Origin of the sequence: Arthrobacter sp. ISL-65, assembly GCF_018613795.1 — a bacterium.
Taxonomy (GTDB): domain Bacteria; phylum Actinomycetota; class Actinomycetes; order Actinomycetales; family Micrococcaceae; genus Arthrobacter.
The window spans coordinates 81,943-103,305 of sequence record NZ_JAGGPN010000031.1 but is presented as its reverse complement, the minus strand read 5'-3'; the positions used below and the strand labels follow the sequence as shown (position 1 = coordinate 103,305).

At 66.3% G+C, this 21,363-nt stretch carries 22 protein-coding genes; 14 read left to right on the top strand and 8 right to left on the bottom strand.

The window, feature by feature from the left end; genetic code table 11:
- Nucleotides 1–90: 90 nt before the first annotated feature.
- From J7I85_RS13445 to J7I85_RS13435, 3 genes are all read left to right on the top strand, one after another.
- Nucleotides 91–1,353 (top strand): FAD-dependent oxidoreductase, encoded by a 1,263-nt coding sequence (locus J7I85_RS13445; RefSeq protein ID WP_214852424.1) that lies wholly within the window; start codon nucleotides 91–93, stop codon nucleotides 1,351–1,353.
- A gap of 10 nt (nucleotides 1,354–1,363) precedes the next feature.
- Nucleotides 1,364–1,945 carry an orotate phosphoribosyltransferase gene (gene pyrE / locus J7I85_RS13440; protein WP_214852423.1) on the top strand — a complete coding sequence of 194 codons (582 nt, stop codon included), beginning with the start codon at nucleotides 1,364–1,366 and terminating at the stop codon, nucleotides 1,943–1,945.
- A 170-nt stretch (nucleotides 1,946–2,115) separates the two neighbouring features.
- Complete coding sequence (locus J7I85_RS13435) at nucleotides 2,116–3,165, top strand: thioesterase domain-containing protein (protein ID WP_214852422.1); 1,050 nt, start codon at nucleotides 2,116–2,118, stop codon at nucleotides 3,163–3,165.
- Here the strand turns inward: J7I85_RS13435 and J7I85_RS13430 are convergent.
- Entirely contained in the window at nucleotides 3,162–3,992 is an 831-nt protein-coding gene (locus tag J7I85_RS13430; protein WP_214852420.1) for an HAD-IIA family hydrolase, read from the bottom strand. The genes J7I85_RS13435 and J7I85_RS13430 overlap by 4 nt on opposite strands.
- 52 nt (nucleotides 3,993–4,044) lie before the next feature.
- Here J7I85_RS13430 and J7I85_RS13425 point away from each other — a divergent pair, with 52 nt between their 5' ends.
- The 4 genes from J7I85_RS13425 (at nucleotide 4,045) to J7I85_RS13410 (ending at nucleotide 6,890) form a co-directional block, all read left to right on the top strand.
- Entirely contained in the window at nucleotides 4,045–4,731 is a 687-nt protein-coding gene (locus J7I85_RS13425) for an RNA methyltransferase (protein WP_214852418.1), read from the top strand.
- A gap of 318 nt (nucleotides 4,732–5,049) precedes the next feature.
- A complete protein-coding gene (locus J7I85_RS13420) occupies nucleotides 5,050–5,244 on the top strand; it encodes a hypothetical protein (RefSeq protein WP_214852416.1) in 195 nt (64 codons plus the stop codon).
- Between the two features lie 201 nt (nucleotides 5,245–5,445).
- Entirely contained in the window at nucleotides 5,446–6,465 is a 1,020-nt protein-coding gene (fbaA, locus tag J7I85_RS13415; RefSeq protein ID WP_214852414.1) for a class II fructose-bisphosphate aldolase, read from the top strand.
- Nucleotides 6,466–6,467: 2 nt separating this feature from the next.
- The gene (locus J7I85_RS13410) at nucleotides 6,468–6,890 is read left to right on the top strand and encodes a DUF3151 domain-containing protein (protein ID WP_214852411.1); all 423 of its coding nucleotides are present in this window, start codon (nucleotides 6,468–6,470) and stop codon (nucleotides 6,888–6,890) included.
- A 216-nt stretch (nucleotides 6,891–7,106) separates the two neighbouring features.
- Here the strand turns inward: J7I85_RS13410 and J7I85_RS13405 are convergent, their stop codons facing one another.
- Together J7I85_RS13405 and J7I85_RS13400 are read right to left on the bottom strand one after the other, a co-directional pair.
- Nucleotides 7,107–7,742, bottom strand: a complete 636-nt coding sequence (locus J7I85_RS13405) for a uracil-DNA glycosylase (RefSeq protein ID WP_214852409.1) — start codon at nucleotides 7,740–7,742, stop codon at nucleotides 7,107–7,109.
- A gap of 220 nt (nucleotides 7,743–7,962) precedes the next feature.
- Complete coding sequence (locus J7I85_RS13400) at nucleotides 7,963–9,174, bottom strand: cobalamin-independent methionine synthase II family protein (RefSeq protein ID WP_214852407.1); 1,212 nt, start codon at nucleotides 9,172–9,174, stop codon at nucleotides 7,963–7,965.
- 403 nt (nucleotides 9,175–9,577) lie between these two features.
- Between J7I85_RS13400 and J7I85_RS13395 the strand changes: the two genes are divergently transcribed.
- The 4 genes from J7I85_RS13395 (at nucleotide 9,578) to J7I85_RS13380 (ending at nucleotide 13,071) form a co-directional block, all read left to right on the top strand.
- Nucleotides 9,578–10,867 carry an adenylosuccinate synthase gene (locus tag J7I85_RS13395; RefSeq protein ID WP_214852405.1) on the top strand — a complete coding sequence of 430 codons (1,290 nt, stop codon included), beginning with the start codon at nucleotides 9,578–9,580 and terminating at the stop codon, nucleotides 10,865–10,867.
- A gap of 239 nt (nucleotides 10,868–11,106) precedes the next feature.
- A complete protein-coding gene (locus tag J7I85_RS13390) occupies nucleotides 11,107–11,646 on the top strand; it encodes a hypothetical protein (protein ID WP_214852403.1) in 540 nt (179 codons plus the stop codon).
- Between the two features lie 103 nt (nucleotides 11,647–11,749).
- Nucleotides 11,750–12,298 (top strand): RNA polymerase sigma factor, encoded by a 549-nt coding sequence (locus tag J7I85_RS13385; protein ID WP_111904867.1) that lies wholly within the window; start codon nucleotides 11,750–11,752, stop codon nucleotides 12,296–12,298.
- Nucleotides 12,295–13,071: a hypothetical protein gene (locus J7I85_RS13380; protein WP_214852400.1), complete on the top strand. Its 777-nt coding sequence runs from the start codon at nucleotides 12,295–12,297 to the stop codon at nucleotides 13,069–13,071. The genes J7I85_RS13385 and J7I85_RS13380 overlap by 4 nt, the downstream gene beginning before the upstream one ends.
- A 257-nt stretch (nucleotides 13,072–13,328) precedes the next feature.
- Here the strand turns inward: J7I85_RS13380 and J7I85_RS13375 are convergent, their stop codons facing one another.
- The 4 genes from J7I85_RS13375 to acs are packed head-to-tail and all read right to left on the bottom strand — an operon-like array spanning nucleotide 13,329 to nucleotide 18,597.
- Nucleotides 13,329–13,823, bottom strand: coding sequence for a CoA-binding protein (locus J7I85_RS13375; RefSeq protein ID WP_214852398.1), 495 nt, complete (start codon nucleotides 13,821–13,823; stop codon nucleotides 13,329–13,331).
- Nucleotides 13,820–15,175 (bottom strand): O-acetylhomoserine aminocarboxypropyltransferase/cysteine synthase family protein, encoded by a 1,356-nt coding sequence (locus J7I85_RS13370; RefSeq protein ID WP_214852397.1) that lies wholly within the window; start codon nucleotides 15,173–15,175, stop codon nucleotides 13,820–13,822. Before J7I85_RS13370 ends, J7I85_RS13375 begins: the two co-directional genes overlap by 4 nt.
- On the bottom strand, nucleotides 15,175–16,383 hold the full coding sequence (gene sfnG, locus J7I85_RS13365; RefSeq protein ID WP_214852396.1) for a dimethylsulfone monooxygenase SfnG: 1,209 nt from the start codon (nucleotides 16,381–16,383) through the stop codon (nucleotides 15,175–15,177). The genes J7I85_RS13370 and sfnG overlap by 1 nt, the downstream gene beginning before the upstream one ends.
- A gap of 9 nt (nucleotides 16,384–16,392) precedes the next feature.
- Nucleotides 16,393–18,597: an acetate--CoA ligase gene (gene acs, locus J7I85_RS13360; RefSeq protein WP_251024310.1), complete on the bottom strand. Its 2,205-nt coding sequence runs from the start codon at nucleotides 18,595–18,597 to the stop codon at nucleotides 16,393–16,395.
- 284 nt (nucleotides 18,598–18,881) lie between these two features.
- Here acs and J7I85_RS13355 point away from each other — a divergent pair, with 284 nt between their 5' ends.
- The gene (locus J7I85_RS13355) at nucleotides 18,882–19,307 is read left to right on the top strand and encodes a CoA-binding protein (protein WP_214852395.1); all 426 of its coding nucleotides are present in this window, start codon (nucleotides 18,882–18,884) and stop codon (nucleotides 19,305–19,307) included.
- Nucleotides 19,308–19,338: 31 nt separating this feature from the next.
- Here J7I85_RS13355 and J7I85_RS13350 read toward each other — a convergent pair whose 3' ends face one another.
- Nucleotides 19,339–20,367, bottom strand: coding sequence for an isopenicillin N synthase family oxygenase (locus J7I85_RS13350; protein ID WP_214852394.1), 1,029 nt, complete (start codon nucleotides 20,365–20,367; stop codon nucleotides 19,339–19,341).
- Nucleotides 20,368–20,428: 61 nt separating this feature from the next.
- Between J7I85_RS13350 and J7I85_RS13345 the strand changes: the two genes are divergently transcribed.
- Together J7I85_RS13345 and J7I85_RS13340 are read left to right on the top strand one after the other, a co-directional pair.
- A complete protein-coding gene (locus J7I85_RS13345; RefSeq protein ID WP_214852435.1) occupies nucleotides 20,429–20,818 on the top strand; it encodes an MmcQ/YjbR family DNA-binding protein in 390 nt (129 codons plus the stop codon).
- Complete coding sequence (locus J7I85_RS13340; RefSeq protein WP_214852392.1) at nucleotides 20,811–21,359, top strand: DUF1990 family protein; 549 nt, start codon at nucleotides 20,811–20,813, stop codon at nucleotides 21,357–21,359. Before J7I85_RS13345 ends, J7I85_RS13340 begins: the two co-directional genes overlap by 8 nt.
- Nucleotides 21,360–21,363 lie beyond the last annotated feature (4 nt).

The following is a 21,363-nucleotide window of genomic DNA, read 5'->3' as shown; positions in this document are numbered from 1 at the left end:
CTCACAGACACTTGAGGCCCCGCGATCCGGGGCTTAAGGATCCGTTCGCGCTCTGTGCTCCCGTGCACCGGGAGGCGTACCGTATGGCTCATGGAGAGTACAGGGTGCGCGGTGGTCGGTGGCGGGCCGGCCGGCATGATGCTGGGCCTCTTGCTGGCGCGGGCCGGCGTCGAGGTCACCGTCCTCGAAAAGCACGGCGACTTCCTCCGGGACTTCCGCGGCGACACCGTCCATGCCTCCACCATCCGGCTCATCGACGAACTCGGACTCGGAGCCGAGTTCCGCGAACTGCCGCAAAGCCGGCTGCGCAATGTCGCCTTCCCGGTGCCCGGCGGCGGCCTGGTCACGCTGGGAAATTTCGCCGCGCTCCGGCCGCCGTACAACTACATCGCCATGATGCCGCAGTGGGACTTCCTAAACTTCCTCGCCCGCGCCGCCGAGCATGAGCCGACGTTCACGCTCCTGATGGAGCACAAGGCAACGTCCCTGATGTCCGACGGCGGACGGGTCACCGGTGTCCGGTACCTCACCCAGGACGGCACTGAAGGTGCCCTCCGCGCAGACCTCGTGGTGGCCACGGACGGCAGGCATTCGGTGCTGCGCCAGGCGGCCGGCCTGAAATCGAAGGACTACCCGGTGCCGTTCGACACCTGGTGGTTCAAGCTGCCGAGGGCCGAGTCCGAACAGGGGGAGGTGGCCGGGATCGTTCCGGCCTTCGGCGACCGCGCCGGCGTCATCGCCCTGTTCCGGGACACCTACTACCAGATGGGCTACTTCGCCCAGAAAGGCTCCGGACCCCGGATTCAGAGTGAGGGGGTGGAACGGTTCCGGGAACGGATCGCCGCGCTGCGCCCTGACCTTGCCGACAGGGTGGATGCGATCGGTTCCCTGGACGACCTTCACTGGCTTGATGTCCGGCTGGACCGCCTGCGGCGCTGGTACGTCGACGGGCTCCTGTGCATCGGCGATGCCGCGCATGCGATGTCCCCGGCCGGCGGGGTGGGAATCAACCTGGCCATCCAGGACGCCGTGGCCGCGGCCGCCCGGCTTGCCCCCGCATTGCTGCGCGGCAAAGTCACAGTGAAGGATCTTGCGGCGGTGCAGCGGCGGCGGCTGCTGCCCACCGTGATCATCCAGTCCGTCCAGCGCTTCATGCACCGCGGCGTCTTTGTCCCGCTCTTTACCGGCAAGAGGTCGGGAGCGCCGCCGGTGATGATGTACCTCGCCCAGCATGTGCCCGTCCTGATGCGGCTGCTGCCCCGGATGATCGCGATCGGACCGCTGCCCGAGCACGCGCCCGCCTTTGCCAGGCGGGTGGACGCGGGGCCCGGCAAGGCACCCGGCACCGACTAAACTGGAGCCCATGACTGCCACCCCGGACTCGCTTTCCGACACCGCTGCCCGTGCCCGACTTCTGGAACTGATCAAGGAGCTCGCCGTTGTCCGCGGCAAGGTCATTCTGTCCAGCGGTGCCGAGGCCGACTACTACATCGACCTGCGCCGCATCACCCTGCACCATGAGGCCTCCAAGCTCGTTGGCCAGGTCATGCTGTCCCTGATCGACGACGCCGGCATCGGCTTTGAATGCGCCGGCGGCCTCACGATGGGGGCAGACCCGGTGGGCACCGCCGTCATGCACGCCGCCACCGACGCCGGCCGGGCGATCGACGCGTTCGTGGTCCGCAAGGCGCAGAAGTCGTACGGGATGGGCCGCCAGGTGGAGGGTCCGTCCGTCGAGGGCCGCAAGGTCCTGGTGCTTGAGGACACCTCCACCACCGGCGGCTCGGCCCTGACCGCCGTCGAGGGCGTTCGCAACGCGGGCGGCAACGTCGTCGCTGTCGCCGTCATTGTCGACCGCGACACGGGAGCCAAGGAAAAGATCGAAGCCGAAGCCGGCGTGCCGTACCTGTACGCCTTCAGCAAGGACGAGCTCGGCCTGAGCTGATCTTCGCCTGAGCTGCTCTGGCAGCGGAGCGGACGCCCGGAGCGGACCGTTTGGAGCGGACGACGGCGGGACCTCCCGCCGTCGTCCGCTCCGCTTTTTGGGGCCTAAGCCTTGGGCCGAAGTCCCAGCCCGCTTGTGCTGCCCCGCTGGGCTGTGCCTAGGGTAGTCCAGTGCCATACGAAGGGGCCGCGGGCCAGACCGGCCAGCAGAAGCCGCCGGGCGCAGACGCTGCCCGGCTTCTCCGGCGCGCCGCGAACCTGAAACGCTTCTCCCGCCGGACCTTCCTCACTGGAGCCGGCGCCTCCACTGTCCTCGCCGCAGACATGCTGTTCACGAAGCGCGTGCAGGAGGAGCGGCAGGTCCATAAGATCCTCGTGGTCGAGGACGACTTCGCGCAGAGCTACTTTCCGAATGCCAGCTGGATCCTGTTCCCCGGCTACAAGACAAGCTGGGAAGAGGCCCAGTGGATCCTCAACTCGCTCCGCGGAAGCCTCCGGCTGCGCGGCCAGCTCGCGGCGGCCGGGTATTCGAACCTCGGACTGGACATCGACCAGCTGGTCATCGCGGTGATTGAGCACGTACGGGCACACAACCTCACCACGCTCTACTTCTACGGCCACAGCTTCGGCGGGATGGTGGCGACGCAGGTGGCAGCCCGGCTGCTGGAGCTGCACGGCGTCAAGGTTGAGATGATCTTGCTCGACTGCAGCCCCTACAGCAAGTTCGACGTCCTGGACCAGAGCTGGTTCGACGGCGTGGTGTTCCTCTACGAAAGCGGGTTCCGGATCCCCTCGGTGCTGCGCGGGGGCTATGAGCTGGGGGAGCGGGTGGTCCACAAGGACGAGCGCTCGTGGCGGCAGATCCTCGACCAGACGCTGGAGCAGCTGTCCCCGATCGCACCCTCCAGCGTGCTGGTCCAGACGGAATCCGCCTACATCTACCACTTCGACGCCACGCGCTTTGCTGGCCAGATCGGCGATACCCGCATGGCCTACATCGGAAATCCCCGGGACCAGACCGTCAACTACCGGACGGCGCGTGATTCCTGGGCGCACACGTTCGCCGCCAACATGGTCGCAGCCGACCGGCAGACCACGGGCGCATTGCCGGCACACGCCAGCCCGGGCTGGAACCCGTTCGTGTACCGGCCCATCCTCGAGGACCTGGAGAACGAGATCTTCCCGCTGCCTGGAGGCGGCGGAAAGATGACACCGTTCTAGATCTGGTTCTTGAGGTCCGCCACGGAGTTCAGCACCTGGTTGGGCCGGAACGGGTAGGCGGAAATTTCGTCGCGCTGCGTGATGCCGCTGAGCACCAGCACGGTGTGCAGCCCGGCCTCCATGCCCGCGATGATGTCGGTGTCCATGCGGTCGCCGATCATCGCCGTCGTCTCAGAGTGGGCATCGATCTGGTTCATGGCCGAGCGGAACATCATGGGGTTCGGCTTGCCCACAATGTACGGTTCCCGGCCGGTCGCCTTGGTGATCAGCGCGGCGATGGCGCCCGTGGCGGGCATCGGACCGTCTTTGGAGGGGCCGGTGGCGTCCGGGTTGGTGGCGATAAAACGCGCCCCGGCGAGGATCAGCCGGATCGCCATCGTGATTGCCTCGAAGGAGTACGTGCGGGTTTCTCCGAGCACCACAAAGTCGGGGTTCTGGTCGGTGAGGATGAAGCCGGCCTCATGGAGCGCCGTCGTCAGCCCTGCCTCGCCGATGGTGTACGCGCGGTTGCCCGAATCCGAGCCCTGCACCTGGTCCTTCAGGAACTGGGCCGTGGCCAGGGCCGACGTCCAGATGTTCTCCTCCGGGATTTCCAGGCCGGAGGCCCGCAACCGGGCGGCGAGGTCGCGCGGTGTGAAGATGGAGTTGTTGGTCAGGACGAGGAACCTCTTGGAGGTGTCCACCCAGCGCTGGACCAGCTCCGCGGCCCCGGGAACGGCCTGGTTCTCATGCACCAGGACGCCGTCCATGTCGGTGAGCCAGCACTCAATGTCCTGGCCGCTGCGGTACACGGCCGCCGATGTCTTTACCTTGTCCGCTTCTGCCATGTCATTCCTTCACCGAGATGTTTGCGTTCGGAGCCCAGTCTAGTGTTGAGGGGTGACGCAAACGCCCGGGACACCCGAACCCCAACCAGAACCATCCCAGCCAGAACAGAACGGGACGCCGGAGCCAAAGCCGGAGATCGGCGTCGGGCCCTGGGAGGGTGAATGGCCGGAGGGCGACCACTGGGATCCGGACCTCCTGACCGACGGCGACCGGCGCAACGTGGTGGACAAGTACCGGTACTGGAAGCACGAGGCGATCGTCGCGGACCTGGACGCCAAACGGCACGACTTCCACATCGCCATCGAGAACTGGCAGCACGACCTCAACATAGGCACCGTGGTGCGCACCGCCAACGCGTTCCTCGCCAAGGAGGTCCACATCATCGGGCGACGGCGGTGGAACCGCCGCGGTGCGATGGTCACCGACCGCTACCAGCACGTCCGCCACCACCCCACCGTGGAGGACTTCGTGGCCTGGGCGCAGGGGGAGGGGCTGGCCATCATCGGGATCGACATCTTCCCCGATTCCGTGCCGCTGGAGACCTACGAGCTGCCGCAGAAGTGTGTGCTGGTCTTCGGGCAGGAAGGGCCGGGGCTGACGCCCGAGGTGCATGAGGCGGCGGAGGCCACACTGTCGATCGAGCAGTTCGGGTCCACGCGTTCCATCAACGCAGGCTCGGCCGCGGCGATCGCCATGCACGCCTGGGTGCGCCGGCACGTGTTCGGCCAGCACGTCTGACTCCCGCCGAGATGAACTCGTCGTTGCCGGTGACTCACTTGTGTTCTCGCATGGCCCTGACTTTCCGAAACCGCGCGAGCCGCTGTGCAATGTTGGGGACCTTCGCGCGGTCATCGGCCGGCATCCGGGAACGCGTGGCGTACGCACGGCCAGAGCCGCCGTGGAACTCGTCCGCGTTGGCTCTGACTCGCAGCCCGAAACGAGGACGCGCCTTTACCTGGTCAGGGGAGGACTGCCCGAACCCGTCTTGAACCATGCGGTGACGAGCGTCTACGGAAGCCCGGTGCTTTGGACCGATGCCGCGTACCAGTCCAGCGGGTGGCAGTCCAGTATGAGGGCTCGCACCACAATGCGGCCGACCAGTACCTGCGGGATATCCGGCGGGCGGACATTGCGGCAGAACATGGCTGGCTTGAGGTCCGGATGTCGAAGTTCGACCTCGCCGGAGACCGTCCCGCCGTCGTCGGCAAGGTCAGGGCGGCGTTGCAGAGCCGAGGCTGGCACGCGAGATGACACTTCGCGGCAGTGTTTGCGCCTGAGACTGCCGTGAAGTGCCATCTCAGTGGCGGTGCCGGCTCTCAGTGGCAAGTGTTACCCCGGCCGCGTGACGCGAACCACGGCCCGTGGAAAGAAATGGCTAGGATGGTTCCTAGCCGACGAGGTTCACTCCAGGGTCAACCCAACCCGCAGACGAAATTCGATTTAGGAGTCAGCATGCCCATTGCAACCCCAGATATCTATGCCGACATGATCGACCGCGCCAAGAAGGACGGCTTCGCGTTCCCGGCCGTCAACGTCACCTCTTCCCAGACCCTGAACGCGGCCCTGCGCGGTTTCGCGGAGGCCGAGTCTGACGGTATCGTCCAGGTCTCCACCGGCGGTGCTGCGTACTGGTCCGGCGCCTCCACCAAGGACATGGTTGCCGGTTCGCTGGGCTTCGCCGCTTTCGCCCGCGAGGTAGCCAAGAACTACAACGTGAACATCGCGCTGCACACGGACCACTGCCCCAAGGACAAACTGGACGGTTTCGTCCTGCCTCTGCTGGCCGCTTCCGAGGCCGAGGTCAAGGCCGGACGCAACCCGCTGTTCAACTCGCACATGTGGGACGGCTCCGCCGAGACCCTGGATGAGAACCTGCGCATCGCCCGCGAACTGCTTGAGCGCACCGCGGCCGCCAAGATGATCCTCGAGGTTGAGATCGGCACCGTCGGCGGCGAGGAGGACGGCGTCGAGAACGAGATCAACGAGAAGCTGTACACCACGGTCGACGACGCCCTCGCCACCATCGAGGCCCTCGGCGCCGGCGAGAACGGCCGCTACATCACCGCACTGACCTTCGGCAACGTGCATGGCGTGTACAAGCCGGGCGGGGTGAAGCTGCGCCCGGAGATCCTTAAGGACATCCAGGCCCAGGTCGGTGCCCGGATCGGCAAGGAGAACCCGTTTGACCTGGTGTTCCACGGCGGCTCCGGCTCCTCGGACCAGGAAATCGCGGACGCCGTGTCCTACGGCACCATCAAGATGAACATCGACACGGACACCCAGTACGCGTACACCCGTCCGGTGGTGGACCACATGTTCCGCAACTACGACGGTGTCCTGAAGGTCGACGGCGAAGTGGGCAACAAGAAGACCTACGACCCCCGCGTCTGGGGAGCCTCCGCCGAGGCCGGCCTCGCCGCCCGGGTTGTCGAAGCAACCCAGCAGCTGGGCTCCGCGGGCAAGACCTTCTAGTCATGTCCGACGAGTTCCGCAAGAACCTCATGGGTCCTGAGCCCACGCTCCTGCCTGCCGAGACCGAGGTCTACGCGCAGCTGGAGTCGGGCCAGGAGGCACTGGACCTCGTGGAAAAGCACCCCACGTCGTCGCTGTTGTGGGCCGTGCTGGCCGAGGAGGCGTGGTCGGAAGGCCGCACCATCGATTCCTATGCCTATGCACGGGTCGGCTACCACCGTGGCCTGGACTCGCTCCGCCGCAACGGTTGGCGGGGTGTCGGGCCCATTCCGTGGGAGCACGAGCCCAACCGCGGCTTCCTGCGGGCGCTTTACTCGCTGGGCCGCGCCTCCGCCGCCATCAACGAGGCGGAGGAGCCCCAGCGCATCGAGAAGTTCCTCAACGACTCGGACCCCGTGGCCAAGGCTGCCATCGAGGGCAAGTAGGTCCCCACCGCCTCCCTCGCTTCGCTCCGCTCAGCCAGGGAACCCTCGGCGGCGGAGGCCCCGCATACGACGGCGGGCGGTCACCTTCTCCTTGAAGGTGACCGCCCGCCGTCGTATACGGGGCCGAGCCGGTCCACTGGTCGAGATTGCCGAGACCCGGATTTGGGGGCCTGATATCGGCAAGCTCAATCAGCGGAGGTTATGCTCAACCGACGCTTAGCTGGCGGCCTTCGCCAGGCCGGTGCGGGCCATCGCGTCGGCGTAGGCAACCTGCATCTCGTCCAGGTACTGCTTCTGCCGCTCGGGGCTTCCGGCGAAGGAGCGGCCGCTCAGCGAACGGACCTTGTAGGTCTTGAGCCCCCGGCGCCAGAGCAGCGGAACCTCGGTCTTGAGCAGGAGGCCGGCGAGGCGGTTGGCCTCGGTGCCGTGGGCCACGATGACCGAGGCGCGGGGGACCACTGCCAGAAATTTCAGCAGCGGCTTGAGGCCGGCTTGAATCTGGTCGGGGGTGAACTTGCCGTTCGGCTCATCCGCCGTGTGCCACGGGTGGACGTTCCACGGCATGATGTACTCCGGCCGCAGGCCCAGCTTCCACTGGAGGCCCAGCATGCGGGTGGCAGCATCGTCGTCGCCCGGCATGATGAAGCCGGTGGGCGATGCCGTGCCGATGTTGGAGTAGAGGCTGATGATGCGGCATTCATCGACGTCGTGCATGGGGTCGACGTACGGCACCTGGGTGCCCGGCTTGGCGCTCTGCAGTACATCGCAGAGCTCATTGACAGCGGCAACGTTGGGTTCGTAACGGCGCCTCAGGAGCTGTTCATGGAAAGATTCTGTAGCCAGGGCTGTCATGTGGTGGTGTGTCTCCTGCAGGTGGGTCGCGCTGCCGCGCCGCAGGGCCGGCACGCCGCAGGCATGCCGAGTGCGGCGTGATGTGAAATAAGGTGTGGACCGGTAGCTGACCGGTTCACTCCAGTTTAGCAAGGCGACACAACCGAGGACCCCGCCCCCGCGCGCCGCCGTGGCCGACACGCGGGGGGAAGGGCCTGCAGGGCAGCAAATGCGGGCTAAATCACTTCCAGAGCCGTTTGGTGGCGAGGCGTGCGCCCTCTCCGAGGGCCTCAAGTTTCGCGACGGCGATCTGCGGGTGGACGCGGCCGCCGAGGCCGCAGTCGGTGGAGGCGATCACGCTCTCGCGTCCCACGAGCCTGGCGAAGCGTTCGATCCGGTCCGCCACCAGTTCCGGGTGCTCCACGACGTTGGTGGCGTGCGAGACAACACCCGGAATGATGACCTTCCCCTCGGGAAGCTTGGTGTCTTCCCACACACGCCATTCGTGCTCGTGCCGGACGTTGGCTGCCTCGAACGAGTAACCGCCTGCATTGATCTGCAGGACGGAGCTGATGATGTCCGCAAACGGGATGTCCGTGGTGTGGGGGCCGTGCCAGGATCCCCAGCAGACGTGCAGCCGGATCTGGTCCTGGGGCAGGCCGCGGAGGGCCCAGTTGGTGGCCTCGACCCGGAGCTGGATGAAGTTGAGGTAGTCCTCGAGGCTGGGCTCCGGGTTGATCTGGTCCCAGCTCTCCGCCAACGACGGGTCATCGAGCTGCACGGTCAGCCCGGCGTCGATGATTGCCTTGTATTCCTCCCGCATGGCGTCGGCACACGCGTAGACCAGTTCCTCTTCGGTCTTGTAGTAGTCGTTGGCAACCCGTGCGCATGAGCCGGGCGAAAGCGACGCGACGAAACCCTCAGTGAGGCCGGCTGCCTGCATGCCGGTCTTGAGGTTGGCGACGTCCGAGGCCACGAGGTCCTGCCCGGTGTAGGTCAGCGGACCGGCGATCTTGGGCTGCGCGACGCTCTTGCGGTGGGCGAGGATCCCGGACGAGGCATCGCTGTAGGCGTCGTTGAACTTCTGCCTGTCCCGGCGGTCCGGGAAGGAGGTCAGGACGATGTTGCCCGGCGTGGAACGGTGCACTTCGGCATCGGCCCAGCGGTCAACGTCGGTGGGCTCGAGGCCGCCGAGTCGCGCGAATGAGTAGTTCCACCAGGCGCCGTAATCCACGCTGCTGGACATGGCGTGCCCGTATTCGCCGTCGTTGGGGATGTCGATGCCCAGGTCCTTTTGGCGGTGGACGATGTCCACCACGGAGGTTTCCAGGAGGTCCAGGAACTCGGGCGTGATGCCGTCAGCTTCCTTGGCAGCGTTGGCGGCGATGAGCTCCGGGGTGCGGGGCAGGGATCCGGCGTGGGTGACGCGGATGTGGTCAATGTTCAGTGACAAGGCAGGGTTTTCCTTTCCATCGGTCCTGGCGGTAGCACCTTTACGGATGGCATGGCGCACGGGCGCTGCCTTTCGGTGCGAGGTTGCTGCGGCGTCAGCGATCCAGGTCTCTCGGCCGCTCGGGATGGTTCACTCTCACTTAAGTCTCCGGATGGAGACACTGGCAAATCGCAGGCGGAATGTGTCGCCGGAATCTCCGTCACGGGTGAAACACCAAAAGCCATACTTTTGCAGCCCATCCGCTAAACTTGGGTGGTAAGAGCCCCGGAACTCTTGCGTCCCTTCCCCGGTCAACGCCGGGGGCGGACGACGAATTCGGGGCATTCTCATGAACGGCGCCGACCCCCGGTTGAAGCACCTCGGTGATCAAGCGGAGCGGCCCGAACGAATGGGGGAGGATCCCATGCCAGCAATCGTGATCGTCGGAGCCCAATGGGGCGACGAAGGAAAAGGTAAGGCCACCGACCTGCTTGGCGGCCGCGTCGACTACGTGGTGAAGCCGAACGGCGGCAACAACGCCGGGCACACCGTCGTCGTAGGCGGTGAGAAGTATGAGCTCAAGCTCCTTCCGGCCGGCATCCTCAGCCCCAACGCCGTCCCCATCATCGGCAACGGCTGCGTCGTCAACCTCGAGGCACTTTTCCAGGAGATCGAAGGCCTCGAAGCCCGCGGCGCGGACACGTCCAAGCTGCGTGTCTCCGCCAACGCCCACCTTGTGGCCCCGTACCACCAGGTGCTGGACAAGGTCACCGAACGCTTCCTCGGCAGCCGCGCCATCGGCACCACCGGCCGCGGCATCGGGCCCACCTACATGGACAAGGTTGCCCGCCTGGGGATCCGCGTCCAGGACGTCTTCGACGAGTCGATCCTGCGCCAGAAGGTGGAAGGGTCGCTGCGCCAGAAGAACGAGCTTCTGGTCAAGATCTACAACCGCCGCAGCATCGAGGTGGATGAAGTGGTCAACTACTTCCTCTCCTTCGCCGACCGGCTGCGCCCCCTGGTCATCGACAGCACCCTCGTGCTGAACACCGCCCTGGACGAGGGCAAGGTGGTGCTTATGGAGGGCGGCCAGGCCACGTTCCTCGACGTCGACCACGGCACCTACCCGTTCGTCACCTCCTCCAACCCCACCGCCGGCGGCGCCTCCGTTGGCTCGGGCATCGGCCCCACCCGCATCTCGCGGTCCATCGGCATCATCAAGGCGTACACCACGCGCGTCGGCGCGGGCCCGTTCCCCACGGAGCTCTTCGACGAGATGGGCATGTACCTGCAGAAGACCGGCGGCGAATTCGGCGTCAACACCGGACGCCCGCGCCGCTGCGGCTGGTACGACGCCGTCCTGGCCCGCCACGCCTCCCGCGTGAACGGCTTCACCGACTACTTCGTCACCAAGCTGGACGTCCTCACCGGCATCGAACAGATCCCAGTGTGCGTGGCCTACGACGTCGACGGCGTCCGGCACGACGAGATGCCCATGACCCAGACGGAATTCCACCACGCCAAGCCCATCTTCGAATTCTTCGAAGGCTGGACCGAGGACATCACCGGCGCCCGCACGCTGGCTGACCTGCCCGAGAACGCCCGCAACTACGTGCTGGCCCTCGAGAAGCTGTCCGGCACGCGCTTCTCCGCGATCGGCGTCGGACCGGACCGCGACCAGACCATCGTGGTCAACGACCTGATCAACGACTGACGCCGGAAGCCCCCGGCACCAACAGCTCAAGCAAGCAGTTCCCGACGGCGGCGGGTCACCATACGGTGGCCCGCCGCCGTCGTGCTTTCAGGGGGAAAAACATGCCGTCAGAAAAAGTTTCCGAAACTGCGTAACCTGCAGAGCTCCCGCTGCGATTACGTATATGTAAGCGCCGGGCAGGAGGTTGTCCCCCATCGGCCTCCGGCCCGGCCTTCAATCAACCAAAGGATTTTTTTCTAATGAAGAGTGTTAGCAAGACCACCAAGATTGCTGTCGGCGCCGCCATCCTCGCTGTTGGAGGTTTCTCCAGCATCGGACTGGCCAACGCTGCCCAGGTGTCCAGCTCGCAGCATGCAGAGGTGACCCCCGCTACGCCCGCCGCGCCGGCCGTTCCCGCCACCCCCGAGGTCCCGACAGTGCCCGCCGTCCCGGCCACGCCGGCCACCCCGACGGTTCCTGCCGCCCCGGCCGCCAAGGCCAAGGCTGCCGGCGAAGCTGCGGACGCAGCCGACGCCGCAGTGGAAGCTGACAAGGACAACGCTGCCGCCAACGCCAACGTCTCCGCCGGGGACAAGGCTGCAGGCGCCAACGTGAACGCCGCCATCCCCGCCACCCCTGCTGTTCCCGGTGGCGCCGGCGTTCCGGCCACCCCGGCCGTTCCCGCCACCCCGGCTGTGCCGGACGTTGCGGACCACGTGGCCAAGCCGGCCGCGCCGTCCGTCGCTGCAGACGCTGACGTCAAGGCTGACGCTGCTGCCGACCTGCCCACCGGCAAGTAGTCCGCAGCACGCGAAACAGGGCGTTCCCCGAATAGGGGCGTGAGGTGTGCGGCGGCTAGGCTTACTACCGCCGCACACCTGCAGTAAAGGGAAGGACAGCTCCTTGGCAGCTCAGCTGACCGACGACGAATTGTCAGCAGCCCTTTCTGGCGACCCCTCCGGCTTCAGCGCTGTCTACAGCATCATTTCGCCCGCAGTCCTCGGCTATTTCCGGGCCCGCGGGGTGGACGACGCCGAAGCCCTCACGCAGGACGTCTTCGTGGATGTCCTGCCCAAGCTCAGCAATGTCAGGGGCGGCCACTCCGGGTTGCGGACATTCATCTTCTCCGTGGCTCATGCCCGGCTCGTGGACTATCACCGCCGGTCCGCCAGAACGCCGCAGCTTACCGAATTCGACCCGCTTTTGGATGAGCGTCGGTCGAGTTCCGCCGAGGACGAGGTGCTCGGTTCGCTGGGCGGAATCACTTCATCACTTGCCATGCTCAACGACGACCAGCGGGAAGTGCTGGTCCTGCGGATCGTCGCGGACCTTTCGGTCGAACAGGTGGCAGGCATCATGGACAAGACCCCCGGGGCCATCAAACAGCTCCAGCGCCGCGGGCTGATAGCCCTGCGCGAACTCGTCAAGGAAAAGGACCACGCAGCATCATGAGTGTCACGCCGGCAGGCCGCGAAGAAGGAGAGATCCAGGCGATCCTCCTGGATTCCGGGCTCGAAGACGACGCCGATCTCCGCAGGTCCCTCGAAGAACTGCGCGGGCTCGCTCAGGACTCCGCACCCCAACCACGGGCCGATCTCGCCGCGATGCTCGCACACGGAGCATCCGCTTCAGGCGTACCCGCGTCAGTCGTGCCCGCCCAGGGCCCAGCCATGCGACGCGCCGCCTCCAACGTCGCCAGCCTCGAACTGCACCGCCGCAACAGGCAGCGGCGCATGGGCTTTGTGGTGGGCGCCGCAGTCGTCGGTGCCATGGGGCTTGGCGCTGGCGCTGTCGCAGCCTCCAGCGAGGACTTCCGCAACAGCGTGGGCCACACCGTGGTTCGAATCTTCCAGCCAGCCAGCGAGACAACCGCGCCGACGCCGGTGGCCACGTCGCCCGCCGGCATTCCGGCGGCTCCGGCGCCAACTGTTGCTGCACCCAAGCCATCGGTTACCGGGACGGCTGCTTCGCCGTCGGCACCTGTGACGCCCGCCCAGACGGACCCGACTCCCTCGAACGGTTCATCGAACTCATCGGCGGCAAACGGTTCCACCCACGGCGCGGCGAAGGGCCAGACGCCCTCGCCCGACCGGTCCAGCCAGCTGCCCACAGTCCCCGGAACCGGCGTGGCTCCCAAGCTTCCGGCCAAGCCGTTGCCGGCAGTGCCTACGCTGCCGGGCGGCATGCCGACCGTCCCGGCCAAGCCGGTCCCCGGCACGCCCTAAAGCGAGCAACCCGAGTTTTTGTACACTTATTGGCCCCAAACGGCCGCTGAAGTCGCGGTACGTGTACAAAAACTCCTAGGAGCCCGGACCATTAGCGGGCCAAGCGGGCCGCAAAAAAGTTTTTGAAAATGTTTTGGAATCGGCGTAACCCTTTCGGGTTCCCCGTCGATTACCGAAGTGAGAGTGCCGGGCTGGAAGTTGTCCCCCATCAAATTCCAGCCCGGCATTTTAGTGTCTTCGGTCCTACCGGCCTGTTTCTAAGCCAGGACCTGCCGCTTCGAGGAGATCACTCCCGTATCGAACCCGGCCAGGTGAAGCCCGCCGTGGAAGCGTGCGTGCTCAATCTTGACGCAGCGGTCCATCACCACGTTCAGTCCCGCGGCCTCGGCATCCTGCGCAACGCCCTCGTGCCACGAGCCGAGCTGCAGCCAGAGCGTCTTGGCACTCGCGGCCACGGCCTCGTCCAGCACGCCCGGCAGGTCATCGTGCTTGCGGAACACGTCCACGATGTCCGGGCTCTCCGGCAGGTCCGCCAGTGAGGCGTACGTCGGCTGGCCGAGGATCTCCTTGACCACGGGGTTCACGAAGTACACCTTGTACCGCGTCGAGGACTGCAGATAGGTGGCCACGAAATAGCTCGCCCGGGACGGCTTGTCCGATGCGCCCACGATGGCAATGGACCTGGCCTCACGCAGCAGGGCTAAACGCTCCGGCGCTGAGGGGCCGGCCCAAGTTCTCTCAGTGGTGCTCATGCCCGTGCTCCAATCGTGCAGGAATCAGCTGCCGCGTCGTCAAGAACGACGGCGTCTTCCGCCGTTGCGTTCTGCGCCTCGGTGAGGGCCTGGTCCAGGTCCCACAGGATGTCGTCGATGTCTTCCAGGCCAACCGAGATGCGAACCAGGTCCTCCGGAACGCCGGCGGATTCGAGCTGCGCCGGGCTCAGCTGCTGGTGGGTCGTGGACCCGGGGTGGATGACCAGCGTGCGGGAGTCGCCCACGTTGGCCAAGTGCGAGGCGAGTTGCAGGGATTCAATGAACTTTTGCCCCGCTGCCCGGCCGCCCTTCACGCCGAAGGAGAACACGGAGCCCGGTCCCAGGGGCAGGTACTTCCGTGCCCGCTCGAAGTGCGGATGGGAGGGCAGTCCGGAGAAGTTCACGTAGGCCACGCGTTCGTCGGCCTCGAGCCACTCGGCCACGGCCTGGGCGTTCTTCAGGTGCTCGTCCAGGCGCTGGGGGAGGGTTTCCACGCCCTGCAGCAGCTGGAATGCGGACTGCGGGGAGAGGGCGGGCCCGATGTCGCGCAGCTGTTCGCAGCGCAGCTTGGTGAGGAACCCGTACTCGCCGAAGTTGCCCCACCAGGACACGTTGCCGTACGAGGCCACGGGCTCGGTCATGGTGGGGAACTTGCCGTTGCCCCAGTTGAACCGGCCGCTCTCCACGATGACGCCGCCCAGGGTGGTGCCGTGGCCGCCGAGGAACTTCGTGGCGGAGTGGATCACGATGTCCGCGCCGTGCTCAATCGGCCGCACGAGGTATGGCGTGCTCAAGGTGGCGTCGACGACGAGGGGGATGCCGGCGTCGTGCGCCACCTTTGCCAGGGCCGCCAGGTCCTGGACCTCCGACGACGGATTGGCCACCACCTCGACGAAGATCGCCTTGGTGTCCTCCCGGACGGCCGCCGCGTAGTCGGCGGGGTCGGTGCCTGGGACGAACGTGGTGTCCACGCCGAAACGGCGCAGGGTCACGTCGAGCTGGGTGACGGTGCCGCCGTAGAGCTGGGACGCCGCCACCATGTGGTCGCCGGACTGGGTGAGGGCGGCGAAGGTGATGAACTCCGCGGCCATGCCCGACGACGTCGCAACCGCTCCTATGCCGCCCTCGAGGGACGCGATGCGCTCCTCGAACGCGGCAACGGTCGGGTTGCCGATGCGGGAGTAGATGTTGCCGTACTTCTGCAGGGCGAAGAGGTTCGCGGCGTCCTGGGTGTCCTTGAACACGAACGACGTGGTCTGGTAGATGGGGACGGCACGGGCGCCGTGCTCGGCGTCGGGCGTGCCGCCAGCGTGCAGGGCGCGGGTGCGGAACCCGAATTTGCGGTCAGCCACTACGCGTTCACCAGCCCGCTGGTTGAGCTTGCCGAAGCCACCGGCGTCTGGGACAAGTCCAGCTCGGTGCCGTTCTTGCGGGCGAGGTCCGCCTCGAGTTCGCGCACGATCGGCAGGATGTCCTGGCCGAAGGCAGCGACTTCCTCCTGGAAGTGCAGGTAGCCGGTGAGGAACAGGTTCACGCCGACCTTCTTGTACTCAACGATCCGCTCGGCGATCTGCTCGGGGGTGCCGATCAGCTGCGTCTTGAAGCCGTCGTTGTACTGGACCAGGTCCTCGAACGTGGAGTCCGCCCACATGCCCTTGCCGTCCTTGGTGGACGCGCCGGCTTCCTGGACGGCGTCGCGGAAGCCCTGCACAGCGGGCTTGTGTGCCTTCTCGACGATTTCGCGGAGGGTGTCGCGGGCTTCCTTCTCGGAGTTTCGGGCGATGACGAAGCCGTTGAGGCCAAACCGGGGTGCGGCCAGCGCGCCCTCGGTGCCGCGCCGGGTCTCGCCGGACGCCGAGACCACGCCTGCGATGTTCTCCTTGAAGCCTTCAAGGTCCTTGCCGTTGGAGAAGTACCAGTCGGCGACGCGGCCCGCGGTGGCCTGGGCCGCCGTCGAGTTTCCGCCGAAGAAGATCTCCGGGTGCGCGCGCCCCGGAACGTCCACGGGGGCGGGGTTCAGGGTGAAGTCGGTGATGTTGTAGTACTTGCCGGCCTGGCTGTAGTCCTTCTCCGTCCACAGCCCGCGCAGCACCCTGATGAATTCCTCGGTGCGGACGTAGCGTTCGTCGTGCTCCAGCCATTCGAGGCCGAAGTTGGTGAACTCGTTCTTGAGCCAGCCGGAGACGATGTTGACGGCCGCGCGGCCGTTCGAAATGTGGTCGGCGGTGATGATGTACTTGGCCAGCACGCCGGGGTGCCACATGCCCGGGTGGACGGCCGAGATGACCTTGAGCCGCTCCGTGGCCGCCAGCAGGGCGAGACTAAAGGACGTCGCCTCGTGCTGCTTGTCGGCGCCGTAGGATGCGGCATAGCGGGTCTGCGTCAGGGCGTATTCGAAGCCGGATTCCTCCGCGATGCGGGCCAGCTTCTTGTTGTAGTCGAAGTCCCAGCTGGTGCGCTGCTCAATGGTGGAGACCACCAGGCCGCCGGACACGTTCGGCACCCAGTAGGCGAACTTCAGCGGTTCGGAAAGACGGGCTACGTTGCTGATGTCGTTCATGATCGTTCCTTACTTCTGTCCGGAGTTGGGGTTTCCGGGGACGGCGGTAGCGCGGCGGTGCAGCGCATCCTGGATACCGGCAATGGCCGGTTCGTTCTGGAGCGACGTGGTGTCGCCGAGGGTGGTTCCCTCGTAAAGCTGGGTCAGCAGCCGGCGCATGATCTTGCCGCTGCGGGTCTTGGGTACGTCAGGGACAACGACGACGTCGCGCGGCTTGGCGATCGGGCCGATCTCCTTGGCAACGTGGTTGCGGAGGGCTTCACTGGTTGAGCTTGTCGAAACCCCGCCCTTCAAAACCACAAACGCGATGACGGCGTGGCCCGTCTTGGGGTCGGCGACCGGACAGACGCCCGCTTCCACCACGTCCGGGTGGGTGACGAGGGCGGACTCGATCTCGATCGTGGAGAGCAGGTGGCCTGAGACGTTCAGCGTGTCGTCAACCCGACCGAGGATCCAGATGTCGCCGTCGACGTCGTACTTGGCGCCGTCGCCGGCAAGGAACCAGCCCTGCTCCGCATACTGGCTCCAGTAGGAGTCGAAGTAGCGCCGCGGGTTGCCCCAGACGGTCCGGGCGATTGCCGGGCCCGGCTGGTCCACGACGATGAAGCCCTGCACACCGGGGGCGGTGCGGTTTCCTGCCTCGTCCACCACGCGGGTGCTGACGCCGGGGAGCGGGCGGGCGGCGCAGCCGGGCTTGAATTCGATGTCCGTGGGCGCGGGGGACATGATGGTGGCCCCGGTTTCGGACTGCCACCAGGTGTCCACCATGGGCGCGGTGCCTGCGCCGAGGTTGTCACGGAGCCAGCGCCACGCCTCCGGGTTCACGGCCTCGCCCACGGTGCCGAGCATCCGGATCGAGGAGAAATCGTAGCTGTCCGGCACGCCGTCCGGGAACCAACCCATGAGCGAGCGGACCAGGGTGGGTGCCGTGTAGTACTGCGTGACGCCGTAGCGTTCGATGATCTCGAAGTGCCTGCCGGGATGCGGGGTGTGGGGCGTGCCCTCGAAGATCACCTGCGTGACGCCGTTGGAGAGCGGGCCGTAGATCTCGTAGGTGTGCGCGGTGACCCAGGCGAGGTCGGCCGTGCACCAGTGCACGTCCTGGTCCCGGAGCGCCGGATCGGGGTTGCTGAACAGGTGCTCGAAGCTCCAGGAGGCCTGGGTCAGGTAGCCGCCGGAGGTGTGGACCAGTCCCTTGGGCTTACCCGTGGTGCCGGAGGTGTACATGATGAACAGGGGAGTCTCGGCGTCGAACGCCTCCGGTTCGTGCACGTCGGAGGCGGGCCCGACGACGTCATGCCACCAGACGTCGCGGCCTGCGGTCATGGGGACTGCAGGGAGGTCTGCGGGGGCGGTGGTGCGGTTGATGACCAGGACGCGCTCGATGGCGTTGTCCCCGGCGACGGCTGCATCGGCGTTGTCCTTGACCGGGACCGCGACGCCGCGGCGGAACTGGCCGTCGGTGGTCACCAGCAATTTGGCGCCGGTGTCCTCGACGCGGAACCGGAGGGCTTCGGCGGAGAACCCGCCGAACACCAGGGAGTGCACGGCTCCGATCCGGGCCACCGCGAGGGTGATGATGACGGTTTCCGGGATTACGGGCAGGTAGATGACCACGCGGTCGCCTTTGGTGATGCCGAGGGCCAGCAGGGCATTGGCGGCTTTGGAGACTTCACGGTGCAGTTCGGCGTAGGTGATGGTGCGGCGGTCGCCCGGCTCGCCCTCGAAGAACAGCGCCACCTTGTCCCCGCGGCCGGCGGCGACGTGGCGGTCCACGCAGTTGTACGCGACGTTCAGCCTGCCGCCGTCGAACCACTTGATCTCGGGCCCACGGCCGGCTTCGACGTCGGCGGGCAGCCAGCTGTGCGCCGTGTGCCAAGGCTTTTGGGTGCCAGGTTGCTGGTCGCCGGGGCGCTCGGCCCAGTCCAACCGAAGGGCCTGTTCCTCCCAGAAGGCCACGTTGCCGGGCTCGACAATGGTGCTGGGATCGACAATGGGGGTGGTGCCGCTGTGACGCGCCGGCCCGTCGGTGGGGACGCCGTGCACTGCGTCGTCCGTTGGCTCGGTCGAGGACCATCCCGAAGAGCCGCTGAAGGAGCCGGGCGCGTCACGCAGCCCTGCTTCGTTCGCCGTCGCGTCCGAAGTGGTTTGTGGGGTTGCCTCGGACGGAATCCGGGCAAGGGTGGGCAGGGCAGAAGTATTCTCTGGGGTCATTGCAGCACTCCATCGGTCCTGGCAGTAGCACCCCTAGCCCTCCGCCGGGACGGAAGAACAGTGACGTGGGAATGGTCGTCTCACGTCACCGGGGTTGCTGCGGCTTCATCGATCCAGGTCTCTCGGCCGCTCGGGATGGTCACTACCTACTAGAGCCGAATTGCAGGATTTCTCAAAATTGGCCTCTTGGGAGCTGTAATATTCGTTCATCACGGTCGGAATCACTGCCTGCCATCCACATATTCGGAAAAGACCGCCAAATACCGCAGGAGTAGAGTTGACTCATGGCTCACGAAAACGATCCGGCGGTTGTCGACCGACTCATGCGAACGAAGGGCATCTGGGCCATCGTCGGCCTGACCCGGAATGAGTGGCGCTCGGCGTACGACGTCTCGCTGTTTGTCCGCGACCGCATGGGCATGGAGATCATCCCGGTTAACCTGCCGGGCGACGACGTGCACGGGGAGAAAGGCTACCGTTCCCTCTCCGAGATTCCGGCCGAAAAGCACCCGATCGACGTCGTGGACTGTTTCGTCAATTCGCAGAAGGTAGGGCCCGTCATCGACCAGGCCATCGCAGTCGGGGCCAAGGCAGTGTGGCTGCAGCTGGGCGTGTTTGACGACGCCGCCGTGGAACGCGCGAAGGCCGCCGGGCTGGACGTCGTCGTGAATTCCTGCCCTGCCCGCGAAGGGTGGCGCGTGGGGATCTAGCCTGTGCGGGGCACGGCTTCAAGGCTCCGGTTCAGGGCTTCATCAGCTCAGGGTAGTGGCGCTCGGTGACGTCCGGGTGGGCACGCATCCGGCCCTTGAGCATGTTCAGGCCGAACGAGGCGAGCAACGGGTTGGACGGATCGTCAGTGATGCCGCGCGCCTGCGCCTTAAGTTCTGCCGGGAGGGGCACCGGATCGATCACCGCATCCAGCCGGGGCGACCAGAAGAACGGGACGGAGTAACGGTCCACACCGGGCGGCGGAGACTTAACCCGGTGGATGGTGGCGGCCAGATAGCCCTCCGTGGCCACTTCGAGCATTTCGCCAAGGTTCACCACCAGCGCTTCGGGAATGGGGTTCACGGAAACCCACCCGCTGGAGCCTGGCGGCTGCACTTCAAGCCCGCCCACTTCATCCTGAAGGAGGAGGGTCACAAAGCCGTAGTCCGCGTGTGAGCCGACGCCCTGATCGCCCGCCGCTTCCACCACTCCGCCGACGTAATGGACCAGCTTGCCCATCCAGGCCGGAGCGTCCCTGAAGGGTTCGTCGAAATAGTTCTCCGGCTGTCGGAGGGACACGGCGATGGCCCGCATGAGCTCCGCCCCCACCTTGGACATTAGCTCGGCCCAGGCCATTGCCGCCTGCTTCAGCTCCGGCATGGACTCCTCCGGCCACAGGTTGTGGCCCTGCAGGAGCCAGTACGGCTGCTCGGGCGGATAGTCCTTCACAGGCTCCCGGTCGGGTGAGTAGTCGATCTGCTCGCGCGCATCCGCCCTTCCCTGCGTGACCTCCGTGCCCATCCGGGTGTAGCCACGGAAATGCGGGGACAGCCGGTTGTCCAGCTTCATTCGTTCCTCGAGGGGAAGATCGAAAAAGCGACTGATCGTCGCCAGCAGCTCCTTGGCCTGGCCGGGTGCACCGTCGTAGCCGATGACTTGGAAGAAACCGACGCGGTGCGTGGCATCGCGGAGCTCCTCAATGAACTCCGGATTGAACGAACCGTCGGCCCGGCGTGCGGAGCCGAGATCCAGTACAGGTATGGTCTCCCGGGCAGCTGCCATGTTCGCAGACTAGCACCGCCTGGAAAGGGTTTGTAGGCTCGCAGCATGGGATCAAGCCGCCCTGAGAAAAATCTGCCTGTCGTTTCCGGGCGCCTTCGAGGACTTCCCGTTCGGGCCCGAAACGTCGGTGTTCAAGGTCAGGGCGGCGGTGTCCGGTGGGGCGCGGCAGGAGGCAAAGATGTTCGCCGCGTCCGCCATGGATCCTGACGACTGGTCGGTGAGCCTCAAGTGTGAGCCTGCCCTGGCAGAACAGCTCCGGGCCGTGCATCCGGAGATCACCGGGGCGTGGCACATGAACAAGACGCACTGGAACGGGGTCCGGCTGGACGGTGGCCTGCCGGACGACATGGTCCGGGACATGGTGGAGGACTCCTACGACCTTGTGGTTGCCTCGCTTAGCCGGAAACAGCGGGAGCAGCTTGGCTGGGCCAGGCAGGTGGGCAATGGCTGAAAAGCGGCTGGCGCGGGGTGCCCTCAACTATGCGGAGATCGGCGCCACGGAGCGCGGCGGCTCGCCGGCAGGCTACCGCCGGGTGGCGTCCCGGACCTACCTCGGAGAGGGCGCGGACGTGTACGCCAAGGTGGCGCAGGGGATCCTGGCCTGGGAACTGCAGCGCCGGTCCGGGCTGCGCGTCCGGACCGAATCCGACGTCGTCGTTCCCGGCGCGCGCGTGGTGAGCGGTTTCGGCGTCGGGCCCTTCCGCCTCAACGCGCCCTGTGAGGTCGTGTGGGTGCACCGTCCCGCGCCGGGCGGCGGACCACAGTCGGCCGGCTTCGGCTACGGCTCCCTGCCGGGCCACCCGGTGCGTGGTGAGGAGTCATTTGTGACCGAGATTGACGCCCAGGGCAGGGTTTACCTCAGCATCACTGCGTTCAGCCGGCCGTCCAACTGGTTCTACGCTGCGGGCGGCGCGCTGGCCCGCCGCGCGCAGCGCCTCATGACTTCCCGATACATTGAAGGTGCACGCCAACTCGCCGCAGGTGAAAGCTGATCAG